The sequence below is a fragment of the Aeromicrobium yanjiei genome, from assembly GCF_009649075.1.
Taxonomy (GTDB): domain Bacteria; phylum Actinomycetota; class Actinomycetes; order Propionibacteriales; family Nocardioidaceae; genus Aeromicrobium; species Aeromicrobium yanjiei.
On sequence record NZ_CP045737.1, the window covers coordinates 2,875,742 to 2,895,650 of the forward strand.

Here is a 19,909-nt window from a genome sequence, read left to right on the forward strand (position 1 = left end):
GGCCGCGGTCGCTCAGGACGTGCGGCCGGCCGCGGGCCGATTGCTGCGGATCTCGCCGACGAGCTCCTCGAGGACGTCCTCGAGCATGATGACGCCCAGCACCGTGCCGCTCTCGTCGGCCACGCGCGCCATGTGGGAGCCGCGGGTCTGCATCGTCCGCAGGGCCTCGTAGAGCCCCGAACCGGCCGCGACCGTCGCGAGCGGGCGCAGCCACTTGTCGGCGATCGTCACCAGGCGCGACCGCTCGTCGGTCTCCAGCACGTCCTTGATGTGCAGGTAGCCGGTGATGTCACCGTCCTCGTCCTCGACCGGGAACCGCGAGAAGCCGGTCTGGGCGCAGGCCTGCTCGACGTCGGCCGGCGTGGCGCTCGGCGGGATCGTGACGAGGCCGTCGCGCGGGAGCAGCACCTGGTCGATCGTGCCGTCGGAGAAGTCGAGGGCACCGGACACGAGACCGTACTCGTCCTCGTCGAGCAGACCCTCGCGGCGGGACTCCTCGACCAGGCCGGCGACCTCGTCGTGCGTGTACGTCGAGGAGACCTCGTCGACCGGCTCGACCCGGAACAGCCGCACGACCAGGTTGGCGGTCCCGTTGAGCACCACGACGAACGGCTTGAGCACGAACACGACGCCGAGCATGAACGGGCCGAGGAACAAGGCAGCCCGGTCGGGTCCCACGAGCGCGAGGTTCTTGGGGACCATCTCGCCGAGGACCACGTGCGCACCGACGACCAGGGTCATCGCGATGATGAACGAGACGGGGTGGACGAAGTTCTCGGGCATCCCGACGGCCTCGAACACGGGCTCCATCAGGTGGGCGACCGCGGGCTCTCCCACGGCGCCGAGGCCCAGCGAGCAGATCGTGATGCCGAGCTGCGCGGCGGCCATCACCTGCGTGATGCTCTCGATCGCCCGCATCGCCATGCGGGCGGGACGTGAGCCCGCCGCGATGCGTGGCTCGAGCTGCGTCCGCCGCGCCGAGATCAGCGCGAACTCGGCCGCGACGAACAACGCGTTGAGCGCCAGCAGCACGAACGTCAGTGCGACGCCTCCCCAGTCGCTCATGACGTGGCCCCCGTGGTCGTCGCGTCGGCCGGTTCGTCGTCGATGACCGTCAGGGAGACGCGGTCGATCCGGCGCCCCTCCATCCGCTCGATCGTCAGGGCGACGTGCAGCGGCTCGGGATCGTCCTCGTCGTCGTCGGGGGTGCGGTCGATGTCGAGGACCACGACGTCGCCGCGGACGCCGATGCGTCCGAGCTTCTCGAGGATCAGACCTGCGATCGTCTCGTAGTCCTCGCCCTCGGGGAGCGCGATGCCGGTCTGCTCCTCGACCTCGTCGGGACGCAGCAGGCCCGACAGCGACCAGGTGCCGTCACGGCGGTGCCGGCTGCGGGAGGAGAGCCGGTCGTGCTCGTCGGCGATGTCACCCACGATCTCCTCGATGAGGTCCTCGAGGGTCACGACGCCGTCAGTGCCGCCGTACTCGTCGACGACGATCGCCATCTGCATGCCCTGCTCGCGCAGCACCGAGAGCAGGGGGTCCAGCTCGATGCTGTCCGGAACGGTCGTCGCCGGGACCAGGATGTCCACGAGGCGTACGTTGCGGCGGCGGTTCAGGTCGACGCCGACCGCGTCCTTGACGTGGACGATGCCCAGGATCTCGTCGGGTCCCTTGCCGATGACCGGGAACCGGGAGTGGCCGGTCTGCCGCGCCGCCTCGATGACGTCGTGCGCCGTGTCGCGCCCCTCCAGGAAGTGCACGCGGACGCGCGGGGTGCGGACGTCGGCGGCGGTGCGGTCGCCGAACGCGATGCTGCGGGCGACCAGGTCGGCCGTCTCGTCGTCGATCGCGCCCTCGATCGCGGAGCGGAGCACGAGCGAGCGGAGCTCGACCGGCGATCGGGCCGAACGCAGCTCCTCCTGCGGCTCGACGCCGAGGGCCCGCAGGATCGCGTTGGCCATGCCGTTGAGGAGCCGGATCGGCCACGCCATCGCCTTGGTGAACAGGCGTTGCGGCAGCTGGGTCATCGCGGCGGTGCGCTGCGGCAGGGCCAGGGCGAAGTTCTTGGGCACGAGCTCGCCGACGAGCATCGTCACGACGGTGCTGAGCACGAGCGCGATGCCGTACGAGACGCCCCGGAGCGCGCCGCCCTCCAGGCCCGCGGCCTCGAGGGGATCGCGCAGCAGGTTGCCGATCGCCGGCTCGGCCAGATAGCCGATCGCCAGGTTGGTGATCGTGATGCCGAGCTGTGCGCCGCTGAGCTGGGTCGACAGCGATCGCAGGGCGATCAAGGTGCCCTGCGCGCCCCGGTCACCTGCCTCGGCGTCGCGCTCGATCGTGGCACGGTCGACCGTGACGAAGGAGAACTCCGCGGCAACGAAGATGCCGCACGCGAGCATGAGGAGCAGGGACGTGGCCAGGAGAAGCCATTCGGTCATCGATGGGCTCCGGGAGGGACGGATTCGGTCACGGTGGGGCCAACTGTACCCTTGGGAAGCATTTTCGATCGAGCGGGAGCAAGTCGTGCCGAAGTACCAGTACCAGTGCAAGGACTGCGGAGAAGCGCTGGAGGTCCAGCAGAGCTTCACCGACGATGCGCTGACCGTCTGCCCCACCTGTGGGGGCGATCTGCGCAAGGTGTTCAACGCCGTGGGTGTCGTGTTCAAGGGCTCGGGTTTCTACAAGACCGACAGCCGTTCGGGCTCCACGTCGTCCAGCTCGTCGGGCTCGTCGGGCTCGTCCTCGTCCTCGGGCGACAGCTCGTCGTCCGCAGCGTCGACGTCCTCGAGCGACAGCAAGCCGGCCGCGTCCACCCCGGCCTCCACATCGGGCAGCGACTCCGCCGCCTGACGTCCGCTCCGCGGGCCTGACCTGTGGACGACGGGCGGCACCGTCCGGCCGGACCTGCCTAGAGTCCGGTCATGGACCGGATCCAGGAGCTCGTGCTCGAGCACCGTCGTCTGCTCGCCGCGCTCTTCGCGGGTCTCGCAGTCCTCGCCGCTCTCACGTCGCTTCGCCACGACGTCGACGGCGTACGGGTGCAGGTGGTCCACCGCGATCTCCTCAGCGGGCACGTGATCGGAGCCGGCGACCTGCGCACGACCGTCGTGCCCGCGGCCGTGGCGCCGGCACACGCCCTTGAGCGGGCCGAGGCCGTCGGCCGCCGGGTCGCCGGCCCGATGCGCGCAGGCGAGGTCGTCACGGACTTCCGCATCGTGCGGGCCGGCTCCCTGTCGGGCTACGGGGCCGGGGCCGTGCTGACCACGATCCGGGTCGACCGGGCCGATGGTGCAGCAGCCGTACGCGTCGGTGACCGGGTCGACGTGGTCGCGGTCGACCCCGACGGCGAGAGCGAGGCGAGCGTGGTCGCCCGCGACGTCGAGGTCGTGACCGTGCCGTCCGACGACGACTCCGACGCGACCGCCCTGGGCCTCGTGACCACCGAGAAGAATGCGCTCAGGCTGGCCGGGGCGGGGCTGACGTCTCGGTTCAGCGTGATCACGTCCACCCCCGGGAGTCCCTAGTTCACGCTGGGAGTTCTCGCTAGGGTCGAGCCACCCATCGAACCCACAGAGGGGGCACCATGCTCAAGGGATTCAAGGACTTCCTGCTGCGCGGCAACATCGTCGACCTGGCGGTCGCTGTCGTCATCGGCACTGCGTTCACGGCGCTGGTGTCCTCGTTCACCTCGTCGTTCATCAACCCGCTGCTCGCGGCCGCAGGTGGCAGGGACTCCGCCAACGGGCTCGGGTTCAAGATCTTCAGCGGCAACGACGAGACCCTGGTCGACGTCGGTGGCTTCATCAACTCCGTGATCACGTTCGTGATCACCGCGGCCGTCGTCTACTTCTTCATCGTCGTGCCGATGAAGAAGATCAACGAGAGGCGGGACGCGGGCAAGGAGCCCGAGCCCGAGGGCGTCAGCGAGGACATCGCCCTGCTGCGCGAGATCCGGGACTCCCTCAAGAGCCGCCCCGGAGGGACGACCCAGCTCTAGCCCGGTTCCCGGCTCAGCCGTGGTGGGGCGGGACGTCGCGGAGGTACTCCTCGTCGCGGGACTTCGCCCCACGCTCGCCCCATCCCTCGTCGGTCTCGTCGGAGGTCGTGCTGGGCAGGAGGTCCCCGAGCAGCTCGGCCGCCCGGCGGCGGCGCTCCTGCTCGGCGCGGTCAGGCTTCGACGAGCTCATCGAACCACGCTGACGTGAGCTGGGGATGGCGCGGGTGCCACCCCGTGCGCTCGCTGAACAGGTGCGAGCTGACTCGCTGCGAACGCGTGAGGATCTCGAGCTTCTCGCCGCCGAGGCGCAGGATCCACGGGGGCAGGAAGTGCCCGCCCGTGCGGCCGGCTGCCTGGGCGATCGTGTCGACGTAGTCGCGCCGCTGGACCGGTTCGGAGCCGACGTTGTAGTAGCCCCCCGGGGCACACAGCGCGTGGACCACGGCCGTGCCCACGTCGTCGGGGTGGACGACGTGCATCCACGTGTCCTCCCTCCCCAGTCCGATGGACCTGCCGGCCGCCGCACGGCGGAACAGCCACGCGGTGTTGGCGTCGTCCCCGGTGATCAGCCCGAAGCGCAGGCTGACCGCGACGCCGCCCCGGTCGCCGAACGCGCGAACGTTGTCCTCCGCCACGACGACCGGCTCGGTCGCGCGGGTCACGTCGACAGGGCTGTGCTCGTCGATCCACTCGTCCGCCTGGTCGGCGTAGATGAAGCTGAGGCTCTGCTGGACGAGGCGCCCGACGCCGGCTCGCGTCGCGGCGTCCGCGACGACCCGGGACCCGTTGAGCCGGATGCGGTCGATCGCCTTGAGCGATCCGGGCCTGAGGGCGGCGGCGCCGACCGGGACCTTGGTGGCGAGATTGGCGACGGCGTCGCACCCGGCCATGCCGGCCGCGAGCGTCTGCCGGTCGTACAGGTCACCCTTCCACGGCTGGGCGCCCGTCGCGGCCACCATGGCGGCGTGCTCCTCGGTCCGGACCAGCCCGACCACGTCATGACCTGCCTGGTGCAAGGCCTCGATGGACGATCGGCCCATCACTCCGCTCGCACCCGTGAGAAAAACCTTCACGCTTCGCTCCCTGGTGAGTTGCCCAGGCACGAACGGCCCGGGCGTCCCCCTCATGGACCTGTGGGCCCGGTCAGGAGATTACGAAACGATAACAAATTTCGCCCCGGATGCGTTACCCGCAGGTAACAACTGCGCGTCGGGCAGATCAGACGACGAGAGGCACGATGTCGGCGATCGAGGAGTAGATCTCGGTCGGCCGGAACGGGAAGCGGTCGACCGCGCTGGCCGGGGTCGACCCGGTCAGCACGAGGAACGTCCGCAGCCCGGCCTCGAGACCGGACAGCACGTCGGTGTCCATCCGGTCACCGATCATCACCGTGACCTCCGAGTGCGCCTCGATCTGGTTGAGGGCGCTGCGCATCATGAGCGGATTGGGCTTGCCGACGAAGTAGGGCTCCACGCCGGTCGCCTTCGTGATCAAGGCCGCGACCGATCCGGTCGCGGGCAGCGAGCCCGTGGGCGAGGGGCCGGTCGCGTCCGGATTGGTCGCGATGAACCGGGCACCCTTCTCGATCAGCTGGATCGCCCGGGTGATGGCCTCGAACGAGTACGTCCGGGTCTCCCCCAGCACGACGTAGTCCGGTGCGCTGCTCGTCATGATGTAGCCGACGTTGTGCAGCGCGGTCGTCATGCCGGCCTCGCCGATCACGTACGCCGTGCCCTCGGGGCGCTGCTCGGAGAGGAACTTCGCGGTCGCCAGGGCCGAGGTCCAGATCGCGGACTCGGGCACGTCGATGCCCGCGGCGCGCAGCCGTGCGCAGAGATCGCGTGGCGTGAAGATCGAGTTGTTGGTCAGGATCAGGAACTTGCGACCCGTCTCGTTGAGCCGCCCGATGAACTCCGCCGCGCCGGGGATCGCCTTCTCCTCGTGGACCAGCACCCCGTCCATGTCCGTCAGCCAGGTCTCGATGGGCTTGGTCATCGCGTCACCACGACCTGCTGGTTGCTCATGGACCTATTGTCCACCAGCGGGATGCTGGGCGAAGAACTTCCAGATCAGCGCCGTCGCGTCCACCGGGCTGTCCTTGGTGCGGGAGGTGCGACCAGGTGACATCGGGCCGCCGCCGGGCCATCCGTGCACGCCCCCGACCACCGCGTAGATCTCGACCGACGTGCCGTCCTCGCAGCCGGCCCAGGCGAAGTGCCGCACCGTGCTCGTCGCCCGGGTCGTGGCCCCGTCGGAGGGGCAGCGGTCGTGCTTCGCCCACTGGGACATGATGTCGTTGACCGGCGGCAGGTGGCCGATCACCGTGTTGGCGCCCTTGAACGGCACGGTCGTGTCGGCCGTCCCGTGGAAGTAGACGATCGAGGCCGGGGGCGCCTCGGCGCACTGCGGCTCGTAGTAGGGGCCCGACACCGCCGCGTACGCCGCGAACTGCGTCGACGCGTCGCACGCCAGCGCCAGGGTGAGCGCAGAGCCGTTGGAGAAGCCTGCAGCGTACGTGCGCGAGGAGTCGACGCACGCGTCCTTCTTCAGCTGCTTGACGAGCGCGCGGACGAAGGCGAGGTCTGACCGCGGGTTGGAGGTGGGTGAGCGGAAGTGCCACTGCGAGGGCTTGCCGCGACCCAGCGGCACCGCCAGGATCGCGTTGGCCTTGTCGGCCATCACCCCCATCTCGGTGGACTCGAGCACGGTGCGGGGATCGCCGCCGAGCCCGTGGAACATCAGCACCAGCGGGGTGCGCTCGGTCGGCCGGTAGCCCGGCGGCACGTGCAGGAGGTACGACCGCTCGCGACCGCCGACGACGATCGAGCGGTCCGTGTCACCTGCCGGAAGCGGGCGCGCGGTCGTGCAGCCGGCTTGCACGGCGCCCGACGCCGCGGTGTCGGCCGGCGCCCCGCACGCCGCGAGCGTGCCCAGGATCAGCGTCAGGATCGCGAGCCCGATCAGGGGCCGCCTCACGACTCACGCCCCGGGCATGACGGAGGCTGGGGACGACAGGGCACAGGGCGATCGTAGGTGCTCGGGGCAAGGCCCGATAGCCTGACACCCACGCCCTCGTAGCTCAGTCGGATAGAGCGACCGCCTCCTAAGCGGTAGGCCACAGGTTCGATTCCTGTCGAGGGCACTCCATGGCACTCGCCACCTCGAGACGCGCGACGTCGACACTTTCGCCAAGGTCGTGTCAAGGTTGCGTGAAGGTGCTTCCGCCCGTCCCGCAGCGGTCCTACGTTCGTGATGTCAGCACGTCACCGGCTCGAGGAGCACCACCGCATGAAGACTCTGGTCGTCCCCGTCCGCCGTTCGCCGCTCGGGACCCTCACCCTGATGACGGCCCGTCAAAAGAGCGGCACGCGGGTCGGCATCGCCTTCAGCTCGATCGCTGCGCTCGAGGCAGTCCAGCCTGGACGGGACTGGATCAGGCTGAGCGAGGGCGCGCTCCATGCGCTGCTCGCGCCCCTGGACATCGTCACGATCCAGGTCGATCCCCAGCTGATCGTGGCCGATCTGCGCAGCTCGGCCCCCGATCGCCCCCTCTGCGCCTGACGTCTCACAGCCAGCGCCGCCGCTTGAAGACGACGTAGAGGACGAGGCTCGTCAGGGCCATCGCCGCCAGCGCGGACGGGAAGCCGAATCTCCAGGCCAGCTCGGGCATGTGCTCGAAGTTCATGCCGTAGATCGTGCCGACCACCGTGGGTGCGAACAGGATCGCGGCCCAGCCGGAGATCTTCTTGACCTCCTCGCTCTGCGCGAGGCTCGTCTCGGCGAGATTGCGCATCTCGTCGTTCTGCCGCTGGCTGATCAGTGTGCTGTGGACCGTGAGCGCATTCTGCAGGATCGCCCGGAACGAGTCAGCGCGCTCGGCGATGCGGGCACAGTGCGCCCGTACGAGGCGCAGGCGGTGCTGCAGCTCGTGCTCGACGCCGTACTTGTCGAAGCCGTCCTCCAGGGACGCGATCATGTTCAGCAAGGAGTGGGTCGCCCGCTGGAACTCGATGACCTCACGCGCGAGCTCGTAGATCCGCCTCGAGACCGTGGCCTCGCCACGGAACAGCTGGTCCTCGATCTCGTCGATGTCGTCCTCGAGCCCACGCAGGACCGGCGCGTACTCGTCGACGACCTGGTCGATGATCGCGTACAGGACCGACTCCGGACCGGCACGGAGCAGCTCCGCATCGGCCTCGAGGTCCCGCCGCACCCGGCCGAGATCAGGCGACTCGGCATGCCGGATGGTCACCACGAAGTCCGGCCCGACGAAGACGTGCAGCTCGCCGAACTCGACCTTCTCGGTCTCCTGGACGTACCTCGCAGGTCGCAGGACCGCGAACAAGGTGCTGCCGTAACGCTCGAGCTTGGGACGTTGGTGGGCGGCGATCGCGTCGTCGACCGCCGACTGGTGCAGCTCGAACTCGGCCGCGACCGCGCAGATCTCGGCGACGTCCGGCCGGTAGAGCCCGATCCAGGCCATCCCCTGCTGCGACCGCAACAGCTCGAACGTGGCCTCGAGGGTCTCGGGGTTGGCCATGCGTCGCCCGCCGACGTAGATCGCGTTGTCGATGAGGCTCATGCGGGATTGAACCGGTAGCCCAGACCTGCCTCGGTGATGAAGAGCCGCGGTTCGCCCGGGTCCGGCTCGAGCTTGCGCCGGATGCTCGCGAGGTGCACGCGCAGGTAGTTCGTCTCCTGCTCGTAGCCGGGTCCCCACACCTCGTGCAGCAGGTCCGCCTGCCGCACGAGCCGCCCGCGGTTGCGGACGAGCACCGAGACGATCTTCCACTCGGTCGGCGTGAGGTGGATGATCACGCCGTCACGCGTGGCCTTGGAGTCGGCCGAGTCGATCAGCAGCCCGCCCACCTGCACGACCGGCTCGACCGCACCGGTGATGTTGCGCCGCGTCGCGGCCCGCACGCGCGCGAGCAGCTCCTCCATGCTGAACGGCTTGGAGACGTAGTCGTCCGCGCCGAGGTCGAGCGCCTCGACCTTGTCGTCGGACTCGGCCCGCGCGGACACCACGATGACCGGCACCTGACTGAAGGACCGGACCTGGCGCAGGACCGCGATGCCGTCCAGGTCAGGCAGGCCCAGGTCCAGCAGGATCGCGTCGGGCATGCACTCGTGGACGATCTGCAGCGCCGAACGACCGTCGGTGGCGATCTCCACGCCGTAGCCCCGCGCCTTCAGGTTGATGCTCAAGGTGCGAAGGATTGCCGGATCGTCGTCGACGGTCAGCACGAGGGTCATGACTGCTCCTGAGGTGTGGTGAGCTCGAGGACGAAGGTGAGTCCCCCGCCCGGGGTGTCCTCAGCGGTGAGGGTGCCGCCCATGGCCTCGGTGAGGCCCTGGGCCACCGCGAGCCCGAGGCCGACGCCGTCCCCGGCCGGGACGTCGCCGAGGCGTTGGAACGGCGCGAAGAGACGCTCGTGGTTCTCCTCGGCGATGCCCGGGCCGCTGTCCGCGATCCGGATCACGACGCCCCGAGACGTCCGGGACCCGTCGACCGTGATCGGCGCCGGCGGCGGTGAGTACTTGATCGCGTTCTCGCAGATGTTGGCGACGACACGTTCCAGCAGGCCCGGATCGGCGAGCGCGACGAGCGACTCATCCAGGCGCACCGCGATGCGGCTGCCCTCGGCCACCGTGCCGATCGCCTGGTGCACCGTGTCGTCCAGGTCGACCTCGGTGAGGGTGGGCCTGACGGCGCCGGTCTGGATGCGACTCATGTCGAGCAGGTTCACGACGAGCGCGTTGAGCCGGTCTGCGGAGTCCTCGATCGTCTCGAGCAGCTGCGCCTCGTCGTCCGGGGACCACCGGATGTCCGTGTTGCGCAGGCTGCCTGCCGCCGCCTTCACCGCCGCAAGGGGCGAGCGGAGGTCGTGCGAGACGGCCGCGAGGAGCGCGGTCCGTGTCTTGTTGCCCACCGCGAGCTGGGCCCGCTCCGTCTCGGCCTGGTGGGCTCGGGTCCGCTCGGCCAGGACGGCTGCGTGCGCGGCGTACGCCTTGAGCAGACGCCGGTCGGACGCGTCGAGCCTTCGTCCGCAGAGGGCCAGCGTCGTGGACTCGTCGATCGAGACCGTGACGTCTGCGGAATCCAACGAGGCAGGAGGAGCACCCGACGCGGCCATGACCTCCTGCCGACCGTCGACGGCGCCGAAGACCGCCGCACCCCTGGCCCCGAACAGCTCACATGCGCTCGCCAGCAGGGTCTCCACGTCGTCACCCGCGTGCAGGAGGCTGTGGGCGAGCACGGTCAGGGCGTCGGACTCCGCCCGCGCCTTGCGGGCCAGCACCGTGTTGCGGGCGGCGCGGTCCACGACCGAGGCGACCGCGATGCCCACCACGAGGAACAACCCGATCGCGAAGGCGTTCTCGGGATCGGCGATCGTCAGCGACCACAACGGCGGGGTGAAGACGAGGTTGAGCGCCAGGCTGCTGACGACGGCCGAGATGATCGCCGGGACGATGCCGCCCACCAGCGCGGTGCCGACGACGACCGCCATCAGGACCATGGCCTCGGTCGGCAGGCCGTGCAGGGAATCGGTCAGGACCAGCAGCTCGCTGGCGACCAGCGGCGCCAGGATGCCGAAGGCGTATCCCAGGTACAGGCGCCCGCGGCTCAGGTTGCTGGAGGCGCGCACCGTCGTGTTCTTGCGTCGCGCGTAGTCGTGGGTGACCACGTGCGCGTCGATGTCGCCCGACGCGGCGATGACCAGCTCGCCCACCCCAGGGCGCAGCAGGGTCGAGAGCCGGCCACGGCGGCTGGCCCCGATGATCACCTGGCTCGCGTTCTCGGCACGAGCGAAGTCCAGGATCGCCGTGGCCGTGTCGTCGCCGACGACGGTGTGCAGCGTGCCGCCGAGGTCCTCGGTGGTCCTGCGGAGCTTGAGCAGCTGGTCCGGGGTGACCCCGGACAACCCGTCGCGACGTGCGACGTAGAGCGCCATCCACTCTCCTCCGGACCCGCGGGACGCGATGCGGGCGGCCCGGCGCAGCAGCGCCGCCGACTCCGGTCCGCCGGTCAGCGCGACCACGATGCGTTCGCGGGTGGCCCAGGTGGAGTCGATCTCGTGCTTCTCGCGGTACTGGTCGAGCCCCTCGTCCACCCGGTCGGCGAGCCACAGCAGGGCGAGCTCCCGCAGCGCGGCCAGATTGCCCTCACGGAAGTACTGCCCCAGGGCCACGTCGACCTTGTCGTGGCTGTAGATGTTGCCGTGCGCCATGCGCCGACGCAGTGCCTGCGGGCTCATGTCGACCAGCTCGATCGCATCGGCCTGACGCACCACCCGGTCAGGCACGGTCTCGCGCTGACGCTGTCCCGTGATGGCCTCGACGACGTCGTTGAGCGACTCCAGGTGCTGGATGTTGACTGTCGTGATCACGTGGATGCCGGCTGCCAGGATCGCCTCGACGTCCTGCCACCGCTTCTCGTGCAGCGAGCCGCCGATGTTGGTGTGCGCGAGCTCGTCGACCAGCACGACCTCGGGCCGCCGCGCGAGGACGCCGTCGAGATCCATCTCGAGGTAGGTGGTGCCGCGGTAGTCCATGGACCGCCGCGGCACCACCTCCAGGCCGGCGAGCGCCTTGGCGGTGTTCTCGCGGCCGTGCGTCTCCACGACGCCGACGACCACGTCGGTCCCCCGGGCGACCCGCCGCTGCGCCTCGTCGAGCATCGCGTACGTCTTGCCGACTCCCGGGGCAGCGCCGAGGTAGACCCGGAGCTTGCCTCGGGAGTCCACAGTCAGCTCGCCGCCTGCGTCGCGGCGTCCTTGACGGCCACGTTGAGCCGCAGGACGTTGACGCCCGGCTCGCCGAGGAAGCCGAGCGAGCGCCCCTCGGTGAAGCGGTCGACCAGGGACCGGACCGCAGACGCGCTCAGTCCGTTGGCCTCGGCCACCCGGTCGACCTGGATGTCGGCGTACGCCACAGAGATGTGGGGGTCCAGTCCCGACCCGGACGCCGTGACGGCGTCGGGCGGGACCTCGGACGGATCGACCGACTCCGTCTTCGCGACCGCCGCACGACGCTCCTCGATGGCCGCGATCAGATCCGTGTTGGACGGCCCGAGGTTGGAGGGAGCCGAGGCCAGGGTGTCGTAGTCGTTGGGCGACGGACGCGAGTGGAACCACTCGTCGCCCTCGAAGTTCTGACCGATGATGCCCGAGCCGACGACCCGCCCGTCCATCGTCACCGGCTGCCCGTCGGTCTGGTGGTGCACGGTCCGACCGAGTCCCCAGACGGCCGCCGGGTAGACGATGCCGAGGATGACGGTGAAGACCAGGAGGATGCGCAGTCCCGCCAGGGACTGACGGCCGAAGTCTTTGATCATGCTGATTACCCGATTCCTGGGATGGTGGAGATGAGCAGGTCGATGAGCTTGATGCCGATGAACGGTGCGATGACGCCACCGACGCCGAACACGAGGATGTTGCGCCGCAGGACCGCCGAGGCGGACGCAGGACGGAACTTGACGCCGCGCAGGGCCAGCGGGATCAGCGCCACGATCACCAAGGCGTTGAAGATGACCGCCGAGAGGATGGCCGACTGGGGAGTGGCCAGCCCCATGATGTTGAGCGCGTCGAGCGACGGGTAGGCGACCATGAACATCGCCGGGATGATCGCGAAGTACTTCGCGACGTCGTTGGCGATCGAGAACGTGGTCAGCGCGCCGCGGGTGATGAGCAGCTGCTTTCCGATCTCGACGATGTCGATGAGCTTGGTCGGGTCGGAGTCGAGGTCGACCATGTTGCCGGCCTCCTTGGCCGCCGACGTGCCCGTGTTCATCGCCACGCCGACGTCCGCGGCGGCCAGCGCCGGCGCATCGTTGGTGCCGTCGCCGGTCATCGCGACCAGGCGTCCCCCGGCCTGCTCCCTGCGGATCAGGTCCATCTTGTCCTCGGGCGTGGCTTCGGCCAGGAAGTCGTCGACACCGGCCTCGGCGGCGATCGACTTGGCGGTGAGGGCGTTGTCGCCGGTGACCATGACGGTGCGGATGCCCATCGATCGCAGCTGGGCGAAGCGCTCGACCATGCCCTCCTTGACCACGTCCTTCAGGTGGATGACACCAAGCACGGTGCTCGTGTCGCCGTGCTTGGACGCCACGACGAGCGGGGTGCCGCCGTCGCTGGAGATCCACTCGATGACGTCGGTCAGCTGCGACGGCATCGTCCCGCCGACCCAGCCGTGGATCGCCGATCCCGCGCCCTTGCGGATCTGGGTGCCGTCCGCGAGGTCGACACCCGACATGCGGGTCTGCGCGGTGAACTCGACGAACGACGCACCCTGCGGCAGGTCGTTGTCGTCCGCGCCCTCGGCCAGCGCCAGCGCGACGATCGATCGTCCCTCGGGGGTCTGGTCGGCCAGGCTGGAGAGCCGCACGACGTCGCGCAGCTCGGTGTCGGTGACGCTGCCGATCGGGACGAAGCGGGCGGCCTGCCGGTTGCCGTACGTGATGGTGCCGGTCTTGTCGAGCAGCAACGTGCTGACGTCTCCCGCGGCCTCGACCGCGCGGCCGGACATGGCCAGCACGTTGACCCGCACGAGGCGGTCCATGCCGGCGATGCCGATCGCGCTGAGCAGCGCTCCGATCGTGGTGGGGATGAGGCACACGAGCAGCGCGATCAGCACCGTCAGGTCCTGCGGGGCTCCGGCGTAGTCGGCCATCGGTGCCAGGGTGGCGACCGCGAGGACGAACACCAGCGTCAGGCTGACCAGCAAAATCGACAGGGCGATCTCGTTGGGGGTCTTGCGGCGCGACGTGCCCTCGACCAGCGCGATCATCTTGTCGAGGAACGTGCTGCCGGGGGCCGACGTGATCTTGACGGTGATCTCGTCCGACAGCACCTTCGTGCCGCCGGTCACCGCTGACCGGTCGCCGCCGGCCTCCCGGATCACCGGGGCGGACTCGCCGGTGATGGCCGACTCGTCGACCGAGGCGACTCCCACCACGACGTCACCGTCGCCGGGGATGACCTCGCCCGCCGCGACGAGCACGAGGTCACCGACCTTCAGCTGCGTGCCGGGCACTGACGACTCGGTGCCGTCGGGCCCGACGACGCGCGCGATCGTGTCGGTACGGGCCGCGCGCAGCGAGGCAGCCTGCGCCTTGCCGCGGCCCTCGGCGACGGCCTCGGCGAGGTTGCCGAAGATGACCGTCAGCCACAGCCAGATCGCCAGGGAGATCGTGAAGGTGCTCGGATCGGCGAAGACCGCGATCGTGGTCGCGACCGAGCCGAGCCAGACGATGAACATCACCGGGCTGCGCCACAGGTGGCGCGGGTCGAGCTTGCGAAGCGCTGCCGGCAGCTGGGCCAGCATCTGCTTCAGCAGGATGGAAAACGTCATGACAGTGCCTCCGCGATGGGACCGAGAGCCAGCGCCGGGAAGAAGGTCAGGCCTGTGATGAGCAGGATGACGCCGACGAGCAGGCCCCCGAAAAGGGGTGTGGTGGTGGGAAGGGTGCCTGCGGTCTCGGGCACCTTGGCCTGCTTGGCCAATGAACCGGCGAGCAGCAGGACCAGCACGATGGGGATCAGACGGCCCAGCAGCATCGCGAGGCCGATCGTGATCTGGAAGAAGTCCGAGGTCACGGTGATGCCGCCGAACGCGCTGCCGTTGTTGTTGGCTCCCGAGGTGTACGCGTAGACGACCTCGCTGAACCCGTGGCCGCCCGGATTGCCCATCGCGTCCGGCGTGCTGGCCAGCGAGATGGCGGTTCCGACGCCGACGAGGATGATCGCCGGGACAGTCAGCACGTACAGCGCGACGTACGTCATCTCCTTCGAGCCGATCTTCTTGCCCAGGAACTCAGGCGTGCGCCCGACCAGGAGCCCGGCGATGAACACCGTGAGGATCGACATGATCAAGATGCCGTAGATGCCCGAGCCGACGCCGCCGGGAGTGACCTCGCCGAGCATCATGTTGAGCAGCGCCATGCCGCCGCCGACCGGGGTCATGGAGTCGTGCGACGCGTTGACCGCGCCCGTGGAGGTGCCGGTCGTCATCACGGCGAAGAGCGACGACGCCCACTCCCCCAGACGTGTCTCCTTGCCCTCCATCGATGCCCCGGCGACCTGGGCGGCCTGCGAGTGCGCGCCGACCTCGGCCCAGGTCACGACCGCGACGAACGTGGCCATGAGCGCGACCATCGCACCGAGGACCGTCAGGCCCTGGCGGCGGTTGCCGAGCATCGTGCCGAGCGTGCGGGTGAGGCAGATCGGGATGAGCAGGATCAAGAAGATCTCGAACAGGTTGGTGAAGCCGTTGGGGTTCTCGAAGGGATGGGCCGAGTTGGCGTTGTAGAACCCGCCGCCGTTCGTGCCGAGGAGCTTGATGACCTCCTGGCTCGCGACGGGCCCGCCCGTGATGGTCTGGCTGTGACCGGCCAACGTGTCGACTGACCTGTCCGTGAAGTTCTGCATGACGCCGTTGCCGGCGAGGACGAGGGCGCCCACGACGGCGATGGGCAGCAGGATCCGGATGGTCCCGCGGGTCAGGTCGACCCAGAAGTTGCCGAGCTCGCCGCTGCGCACGCGGACGAAGCCACGGATCAGCGCGACGGCCACCGCGATGCCGACGGCGGCGGACAGGAAGTTCTGCACCGCCAGCCCGCCGGCCTGCGCGGCGAAGCCCAAGGTCGACTCACCGCCGTACGACTGCCAGTTCGTGTTGGCCACGAACGAGCTCGCCGTGTTGAACGACATCCACCACGGCATGCCGGGCAGGTCACGGCTGAACGGCAGGTGCGCCTGGCCGAGCAGGATGGCCATCAGGACCACGACGCTGACGACCGAGAAGCCGACCACGCTCATCGCGTAGGCGCGCGGGCTCTGCTCGGCATCGGCGTTGACGCCGCCGAGGCGGTAGATGCGTCGTTCCACGCGGGAGTGACGCGGGGTCGTGAAGACCTTGGCCATGTAGTCACCGAGCGGCACGTAGACGAGGGCGAGGACGCCCACGAGCGTGACGAGGGTGAGGAGGCCGCTCCAGGTGTCGGACATCAGAAACGCTCCGGGAAGATCAGGGCCGCCAGCAGGTACGCCACGAGCGCGACGACCAGGACGATCAACAAACCGCTTTCGATACTCATGGGCGTCAGTCAATCGCCGGGTCCGGGCGGATCCGCCGGCTTTGACAGCCTCCTAGCGGGTCTTGACGCGTTCTTAGCGCGGGCGTCCTGCGACGCCTGCAGACCCCCTGCCGGCGACCGGCGTCAAGATCGCGTCAAGATGTGGGGCCTACGCCGCGAGCCGGGCCTAGGTTGAGCAGGTGACCTCTTCCCGCCCGGCCTCACGCGACGTCCTTCGACTCGCGGTCGTGGTGGGCGCCCTCGGCGTCGTGTTCGGCGACATCGGCACCAGCCCGATCTACACGATCCAGACCGTCTTCAACCCCGACGACCCGCATCCCGTCCCGGTGACCGACGCCCACGTGCTGGGCGTGGTCTCGCTGATCCTGTGGTCGATCACGCTGATCGTGACCATCACGTACGTGATGCTGGCGATGCGTGTCGACCACGACGGCGAGGGCGGCATCATGGCGCTGATCTCGCTGGTACGCCGCTGGCTGGGCGACGGCAGGCGCGGTGCAGCGGTCGTGCTCGCAGGGCTCGGGCTCTTCGGCGCGTCCCTGTTCCTCGGCGACAGCATGATCACCCCGGCGATCTCGGTGCTGTCGGCGGTGGAGGGCGTCAAGACGATCGAGCCCGGTTTCGAGCCGTGGATCGTGCCGGTCACGGCCGCGATCATCGTGCTGCTGTTCTCGGTGCAACGTCACGGCACAGCCGTCGTCGGCAGATTCTTCGGGCCTGTGATGATCGCGTGGTTCGCAGCGATCGGTGCGTGCGGCGCGTGGGGCATCACGAAGGACGTCGACATCCTCAAGGCCGTCTCCCCCGTCTACGCGATCGACTTCCTGGCCGGCAGCTTCCACTACGCGTTCTTCGCCTTGGCCGCGATCGTGTTGGCGGTCACCGGCGCCGAGGCGCTGTACGCCGACATGGGCCACTTCGGACGCCGCCCGATCGCGACCGGCTGGCTCTTCCTGGTGTTTCCCGCGTGCGCCCTCAGCTACATGGGACAGGGAGCACTGATCCTGGAGGATCCGGACAACATCAGCGCCCCCTTCTTCCTGCTCGCCCCGGAGTGGGCGAGGATCCCGCTGATCGTCCTCGCGACAGCCGCGACGGTGATCGCCTCGCAGGCGGTGATCACGGGCGCCTTCTCCGTGACCTCGCAGGCCGCGCAGCTCGGCTACCTGCCGCGGCTGCGCATCCTCCACACGTCGTCGTCGGCGCGTGGACAGATCTACGTGCCCGGCATCAACTGGCTCCTGCTCATCTCGGTGCTCACGCTCGTCTTCGCGTTCCGCACCTCGGCCGCGCTCGCGTACGCGTTCGGCATGGCGGTCACCGGCACGATCACCATCACGACCATCTTGTTCTTCTACGTCGCCCACCGGGTGTGGAGCACACCCACGTGGGTCCTGGCGCTGGCGGCGGTCCCGCTCCTGGCCGTCGACGCGTTGTTCATCGGCGCGAACCTCACCAAGCTCGTCCACGGCGCGTGGCTGCCGCTCGCCATCGCGGTCACCGCCTTCACGGTGATGACGACCTGGCAGCGCGGCCGGTCGCTCGTGACCTCACGCCGTGAGCAGATGGAGGGACCACTGCAGGATTTCGTGGACGATCTCGACGACGAGGCCAAGGCGCCCGCGGTCGTCCCGGGCACCGCGATCTTCCTCAACCGAGGGACGACCACTCCCCTGGCGCTGCGTGCGAACGTCGAGCGCAACCACGTCCGGCACGAGCACGTGGTCATCGCGACGATCGAGATCGAGCCCGTGCCCCGGGTGGACCCGGCCGACCGCGTCCAGGCCGACTCGCTCGGCCACGAGCAGGACGGCATCACCCGCGTGATCGTCCGGTTCGGTTATGCCGAGCACGCGGACGTCCCGGCTGCCCTTGCGCTGCTCAGTCCCGAGCAGACCGAGGGACCGGTCGACCTGGAGGACGCGACCTACTTCCTGTCGCGGATCGAGCTGCGCGTCGGGTCCGACGAAACCATGGCGACCTGGCGCAAGCGGCTGTTCATCGCCACGTCGCACGTCACCGCCGACGCCGCCGACCACTTCAGCCTGCCTCGCGACCGGGTGGTCGTGCTCGGATCGCACGTCGACGTCTGATCCGGGGCCGGCCGCAAGGATCGCGTCAAGACGGCGGCAGGGTTGCGTCAAGCACCTGTCCCCACAGGCGAGCCCGGCGCAGGATCGTGGAGTGACTCTCACCGACGACGCCGACCGACACCTCCAGCTCACGCACCACGCGTACCGACACCTGGCCGAGGCCTGGGACCTTGGTCTCGAGGCCGTCCTCGAGCACGACGTGCGGGCAGCCCGGCAGGTCATGCGGGGGGCGACCACCCGCAGGTCCATGCTGCGCACCGCGCACGAGCACCTGCAGTGGGACGAGTCCCTGCGGCCCACGGGCACGAGCCGGCGTCCGGCGTCACAGCTGGTCGTGATCGCCGACCTCATGCGGATGAACCGGCTGCTGGGTCAGATCGCCCAGCTCGTGATCGCCGCGCCCTCGGGAGCGGCCGGCACGCTGGACGACCGGGACCGCGCCCGCGTCGAGGTCGCACGGCGCGTCGGCGCACAGCGCCTGCGGCAGTTCGCGGAGTCGACGCCCCGGCCCGTGCTCGATCGCGCGTACGTCGCCGCGGGGCACGAGCTCCTCGACGCGCTCGCCGCGCTGGCCGAGCACGCGCCACGACGGGGATCGGCCACCGATCTCTGCCTCGCCCTGGTCGTCACGATGATCGAGGTCTCCCGGCACACCACACGGATCGCCTGATCCGTGCGCCGCCCGGTTTCGAGGGACGTGCGACGGGTAAGGCTCCTTGGCCATGGTCCGACTCCGCCGCACGTCCCCGTCATCTCCCGGTTGGTCACGGGTCCGCCACGGGCGTGGGTTCCGCTACCTCGACGAGGACGGGCTGCCGCTCGAGCCCGAGCAGATCATGCGCTGCAAGCAGCTCGTCATCCCGCCGGCCTGGACCGAGGTGTGGATCTGCTCGGTGCCCAACGGTCACCTGCAGGCCGTCGGCACCGACGATGCGGGGCGCCGCCAGTATCTCTACCACCCGTATTGGCGCGAACGTCGCGACCAGGAGAAGTTCGCCCGCATGGAGGGCTTCGCGGCCGCCCTGCTCCAGAACCGCGCTGCGGCGCGGCGGGACCTCGGCGGCGACGACATGTCGCTCGAGCGCGTGTCCGCGACCGCGTTCAGCCTGCTCGACCTCGGGATGTTCCGCATCGGCTCGGACCGGTACGTCGAGGAGAACGGCAGCTTCGGGCTCACCACGTTGCTCAAGCAGCACGTGCACCCCGAGGGACGCGGCCTCGGCTTCTCGTACGCCGCGAAGTCCGGGCAGCACGTCGAGGTGACCGTGCGCGACGAGCGGGTGCAGGCCGTGCTGGAGCAGCTGCGCCGCCGACGTGGCGGCGGTGACCGGCTGCTCGCGTACAAGAGCGGGCGACAGTGGAAGTGGCTCGACGCGACCGACGTCAACGCGTACGTCAAGGAGCGCCTCGGCCCCGACTACTCGGCCAAGGACTTCCGCACGTGGCGCGGCACCACGATCGCGGCACTCGCACTGGCCCGCTCCACCGCCACGTCGGCGACCGCTCGCAAGCGGGCCGCCGCTGCCGCGATGCGTGAGGTCTCCGAGCACCTCGGCAACACTCCCGCGGTCGCCCGCTCCTCATACGTCGACCCTCGCGTGGTCGACGAGTTCGAGAACGGCGTCACGGTGGGGGCCGAGCACCGACGCGTCGCGCCGGGCGCACCCACGAGCCGTACTCTCGAGCGCCAGGTGCTCCGCCTCCTGCGCAACGCCTGAC

At 69.6% G+C, this 19,909-nt stretch carries 20 protein-coding genes and 1 tRNA gene; 8 read left to right on the plus strand and 13 right to left on the minus strand.

All coding sequences use genetic code 11. The annotated features are described in order from the left end of the window. Positions 1–12 precede the first annotated feature (12 nt). Both GEV26_RS14080 and GEV26_RS14085 read right to left on the minus strand, forming a co-directional pair. Positions 13–1,065, minus strand: a complete 1,053-nt coding sequence (locus GEV26_RS14080; RefSeq protein ID WP_153654041.1) for a hemolysin family protein — start codon at positions 1,063–1,065, stop codon at positions 13–15. Beyond that, positions 1,062–2,441: a hemolysin family protein gene (locus GEV26_RS14085; RefSeq protein ID WP_153654043.1), complete on the minus strand. Its 1,380-nt coding sequence runs from the start codon at positions 2,439–2,441 to the stop codon at positions 1,062–1,064. Before GEV26_RS14085 ends, GEV26_RS14080 begins: the two co-directional genes overlap by 4 nt. Positions 2,442–2,526: 85 nt before the next feature. On the opposite strand from GEV26_RS14085, the gene GEV26_RS14090 reads away from it, so the two are divergent. From GEV26_RS14090 to mscL, 3 genes are all read left to right on the plus strand, one after another. After that, the gene (locus GEV26_RS14090) at positions 2,527–2,853 is read left to right on the plus strand and encodes an FmdB family zinc ribbon protein (protein WP_153654045.1); all 327 of its coding nucleotides are present in this window, start codon (positions 2,527–2,529) and stop codon (positions 2,851–2,853) included. A gap of 71 nt (positions 2,854–2,924) precedes the next feature. Then, positions 2,925–3,527: an SAF domain-containing protein gene (locus GEV26_RS14095; RefSeq protein WP_153654047.1), complete on the plus strand. Its 603-nt coding sequence runs from the start codon at positions 2,925–2,927 to the stop codon at positions 3,525–3,527. A 59-nt stretch (positions 3,528–3,586) separates the two neighbouring features. Beyond that, the gene (mscL, locus tag GEV26_RS14100; protein WP_153654048.1) at positions 3,587–4,000 is read left to right on the plus strand and encodes a large conductance mechanosensitive channel protein MscL; all 414 of its coding nucleotides are present in this window, start codon (positions 3,587–3,589) and stop codon (positions 3,998–4,000) included. Between the two features lie 13 nt (positions 4,001–4,013). Here mscL and GEV26_RS17920 read toward each other — a convergent pair whose 3' ends face one another. From GEV26_RS17920 to GEV26_RS14115, 4 genes are all read right to left on the minus strand, one after another. Next, positions 4,014–4,190, minus strand: coding sequence for a hypothetical protein (locus GEV26_RS17920; RefSeq protein WP_194839872.1), 177 nt, complete (start codon positions 4,188–4,190; stop codon positions 4,014–4,016). Further along, on the minus strand, positions 4,171–5,127 hold the full coding sequence (locus GEV26_RS14105) for an NAD-dependent epimerase/dehydratase family protein (protein WP_153654050.1): 957 nt from the start codon (positions 5,125–5,127) through the stop codon (positions 4,171–4,173). The genes GEV26_RS17920 and GEV26_RS14105 overlap by 20 nt, the downstream gene beginning before the upstream one ends. A 91-nt stretch (positions 5,128–5,218) precedes the next feature. Then, positions 5,219–5,995: an HAD-IIA family hydrolase gene (locus GEV26_RS14110; RefSeq protein WP_153654052.1), complete on the minus strand. Its 777-nt coding sequence runs from the start codon at positions 5,993–5,995 to the stop codon at positions 5,219–5,221. Positions 5,996–6,028: 33 nt separating this feature from the next. Continuing rightward, positions 6,029–6,976 (minus strand): extracellular catalytic domain type 1 short-chain-length polyhydroxyalkanoate depolymerase, encoded by a 948-nt coding sequence (locus GEV26_RS14115; protein ID WP_153654053.1) that lies wholly within the window; start codon positions 6,974–6,976, stop codon positions 6,029–6,031. A 92-nt stretch (positions 6,977–7,068) separates the two neighbouring features. Between GEV26_RS14115 and GEV26_RS14120 the strand changes: the two genes are divergently transcribed. Continuing rightward, positions 7,069–7,142: transfer RNA gene (locus GEV26_RS14120), tRNA-Arg, on the plus strand. Between the two features lie 110 nt (positions 7,143–7,252). Further along, entirely contained in the window at positions 7,253–7,561 is a 309-nt protein-coding gene (locus GEV26_RS14125) for an SAV_915 family protein (RefSeq protein WP_153654055.1), read from the plus strand. Between the two features lie 4 nt (positions 7,562–7,565). On the opposite strand, the gene GEV26_RS14130 is transcribed toward GEV26_RS14125, so the two are convergent. Genes GEV26_RS14130 through kdpF form a run of 7 tightly spaced genes read right to left on the minus strand, consistent with a single transcriptional unit; the run spans position 7,566 to position 16,097 of the window. Then, positions 7,566–8,582, minus strand: coding sequence for a magnesium and cobalt transport protein CorA (locus tag GEV26_RS14130; RefSeq protein WP_153654057.1), 1,017 nt, complete (start codon positions 8,580–8,582; stop codon positions 7,566–7,568). After that, positions 8,579–9,256 (minus strand): response regulator, encoded by a 678-nt coding sequence (locus GEV26_RS14135; RefSeq protein ID WP_153654059.1) that lies wholly within the window; start codon positions 9,254–9,256, stop codon positions 8,579–8,581. Before GEV26_RS14135 ends, GEV26_RS14130 begins: the two co-directional genes overlap by 4 nt. Continuing rightward, the gene (locus tag GEV26_RS14140) at positions 9,253–11,748 is read right to left on the minus strand and encodes an ATP-binding protein (RefSeq protein WP_243838766.1); all 2,496 of its coding nucleotides are present in this window, start codon (positions 11,746–11,748) and stop codon (positions 9,253–9,255) included. Before GEV26_RS14140 ends, GEV26_RS14135 begins: the two co-directional genes overlap by 4 nt. Before the next feature lie 2 nt (positions 11,749–11,750). After that, a complete protein-coding gene (gene kdpC / locus GEV26_RS14145; protein ID WP_153654061.1) occupies positions 11,751–12,338 on the minus strand; it encodes a potassium-transporting ATPase subunit KdpC in 588 nt (195 codons plus the stop codon). 5 nt (positions 12,339–12,343) lie between these two features. Next, positions 12,344–14,353, minus strand: a complete 2,010-nt coding sequence (kdpB, locus tag GEV26_RS14150; protein ID WP_153654063.1) for a potassium-transporting ATPase subunit KdpB — start codon at positions 14,351–14,353, stop codon at positions 12,344–12,346. Beyond that, positions 14,350–16,008 carry a potassium-transporting ATPase subunit KdpA gene (gene kdpA / locus GEV26_RS14155; protein WP_153654065.1) on the minus strand — a complete coding sequence of 553 codons (1,659 nt, stop codon included), beginning with the start codon at positions 16,006–16,008 and terminating at the stop codon, positions 14,350–14,352. The genes kdpB and kdpA overlap by 4 nt, the downstream gene beginning before the upstream one ends. Continuing rightward, positions 16,008–16,097, minus strand: coding sequence for a K(+)-transporting ATPase subunit F (kdpF, locus tag GEV26_RS14160; RefSeq protein WP_153654067.1), 90 nt, complete (start codon positions 16,095–16,097; stop codon positions 16,008–16,010). The genes kdpA and kdpF overlap by 1 nt, the downstream gene beginning before the upstream one ends. Before the next feature lie 179 nt (positions 16,098–16,276). On the opposite strand from kdpF, the gene GEV26_RS14165 reads away from it, so the two are divergent. The 3 genes from GEV26_RS14165 to GEV26_RS14175 all read left to right on the plus strand — a co-directional run bounded on the left by GEV26_RS14165 (position 16,277) and on the right by GEV26_RS14175 (position 19,908). Next, positions 16,277–18,190, plus strand: coding sequence for a potassium transporter Kup (locus GEV26_RS14165; protein ID WP_153654069.1), 1,914 nt, complete (start codon positions 16,277–16,279; stop codon positions 18,188–18,190). 91 nt (positions 18,191–18,281) lie between these two features. After that, positions 18,282–18,860, plus strand: coding sequence for a hypothetical protein (locus GEV26_RS14170; RefSeq protein ID WP_153654071.1), 579 nt, complete (start codon positions 18,282–18,284; stop codon positions 18,858–18,860). A 52-nt stretch (positions 18,861–18,912) separates the two neighbouring features. After that, a complete protein-coding gene (locus tag GEV26_RS14175; protein WP_153654072.1) occupies positions 18,913–19,908 on the plus strand; it encodes a DNA topoisomerase IB in 996 nt (331 codons plus the stop codon). Position 19,909 lies beyond the last annotated feature (1 nt).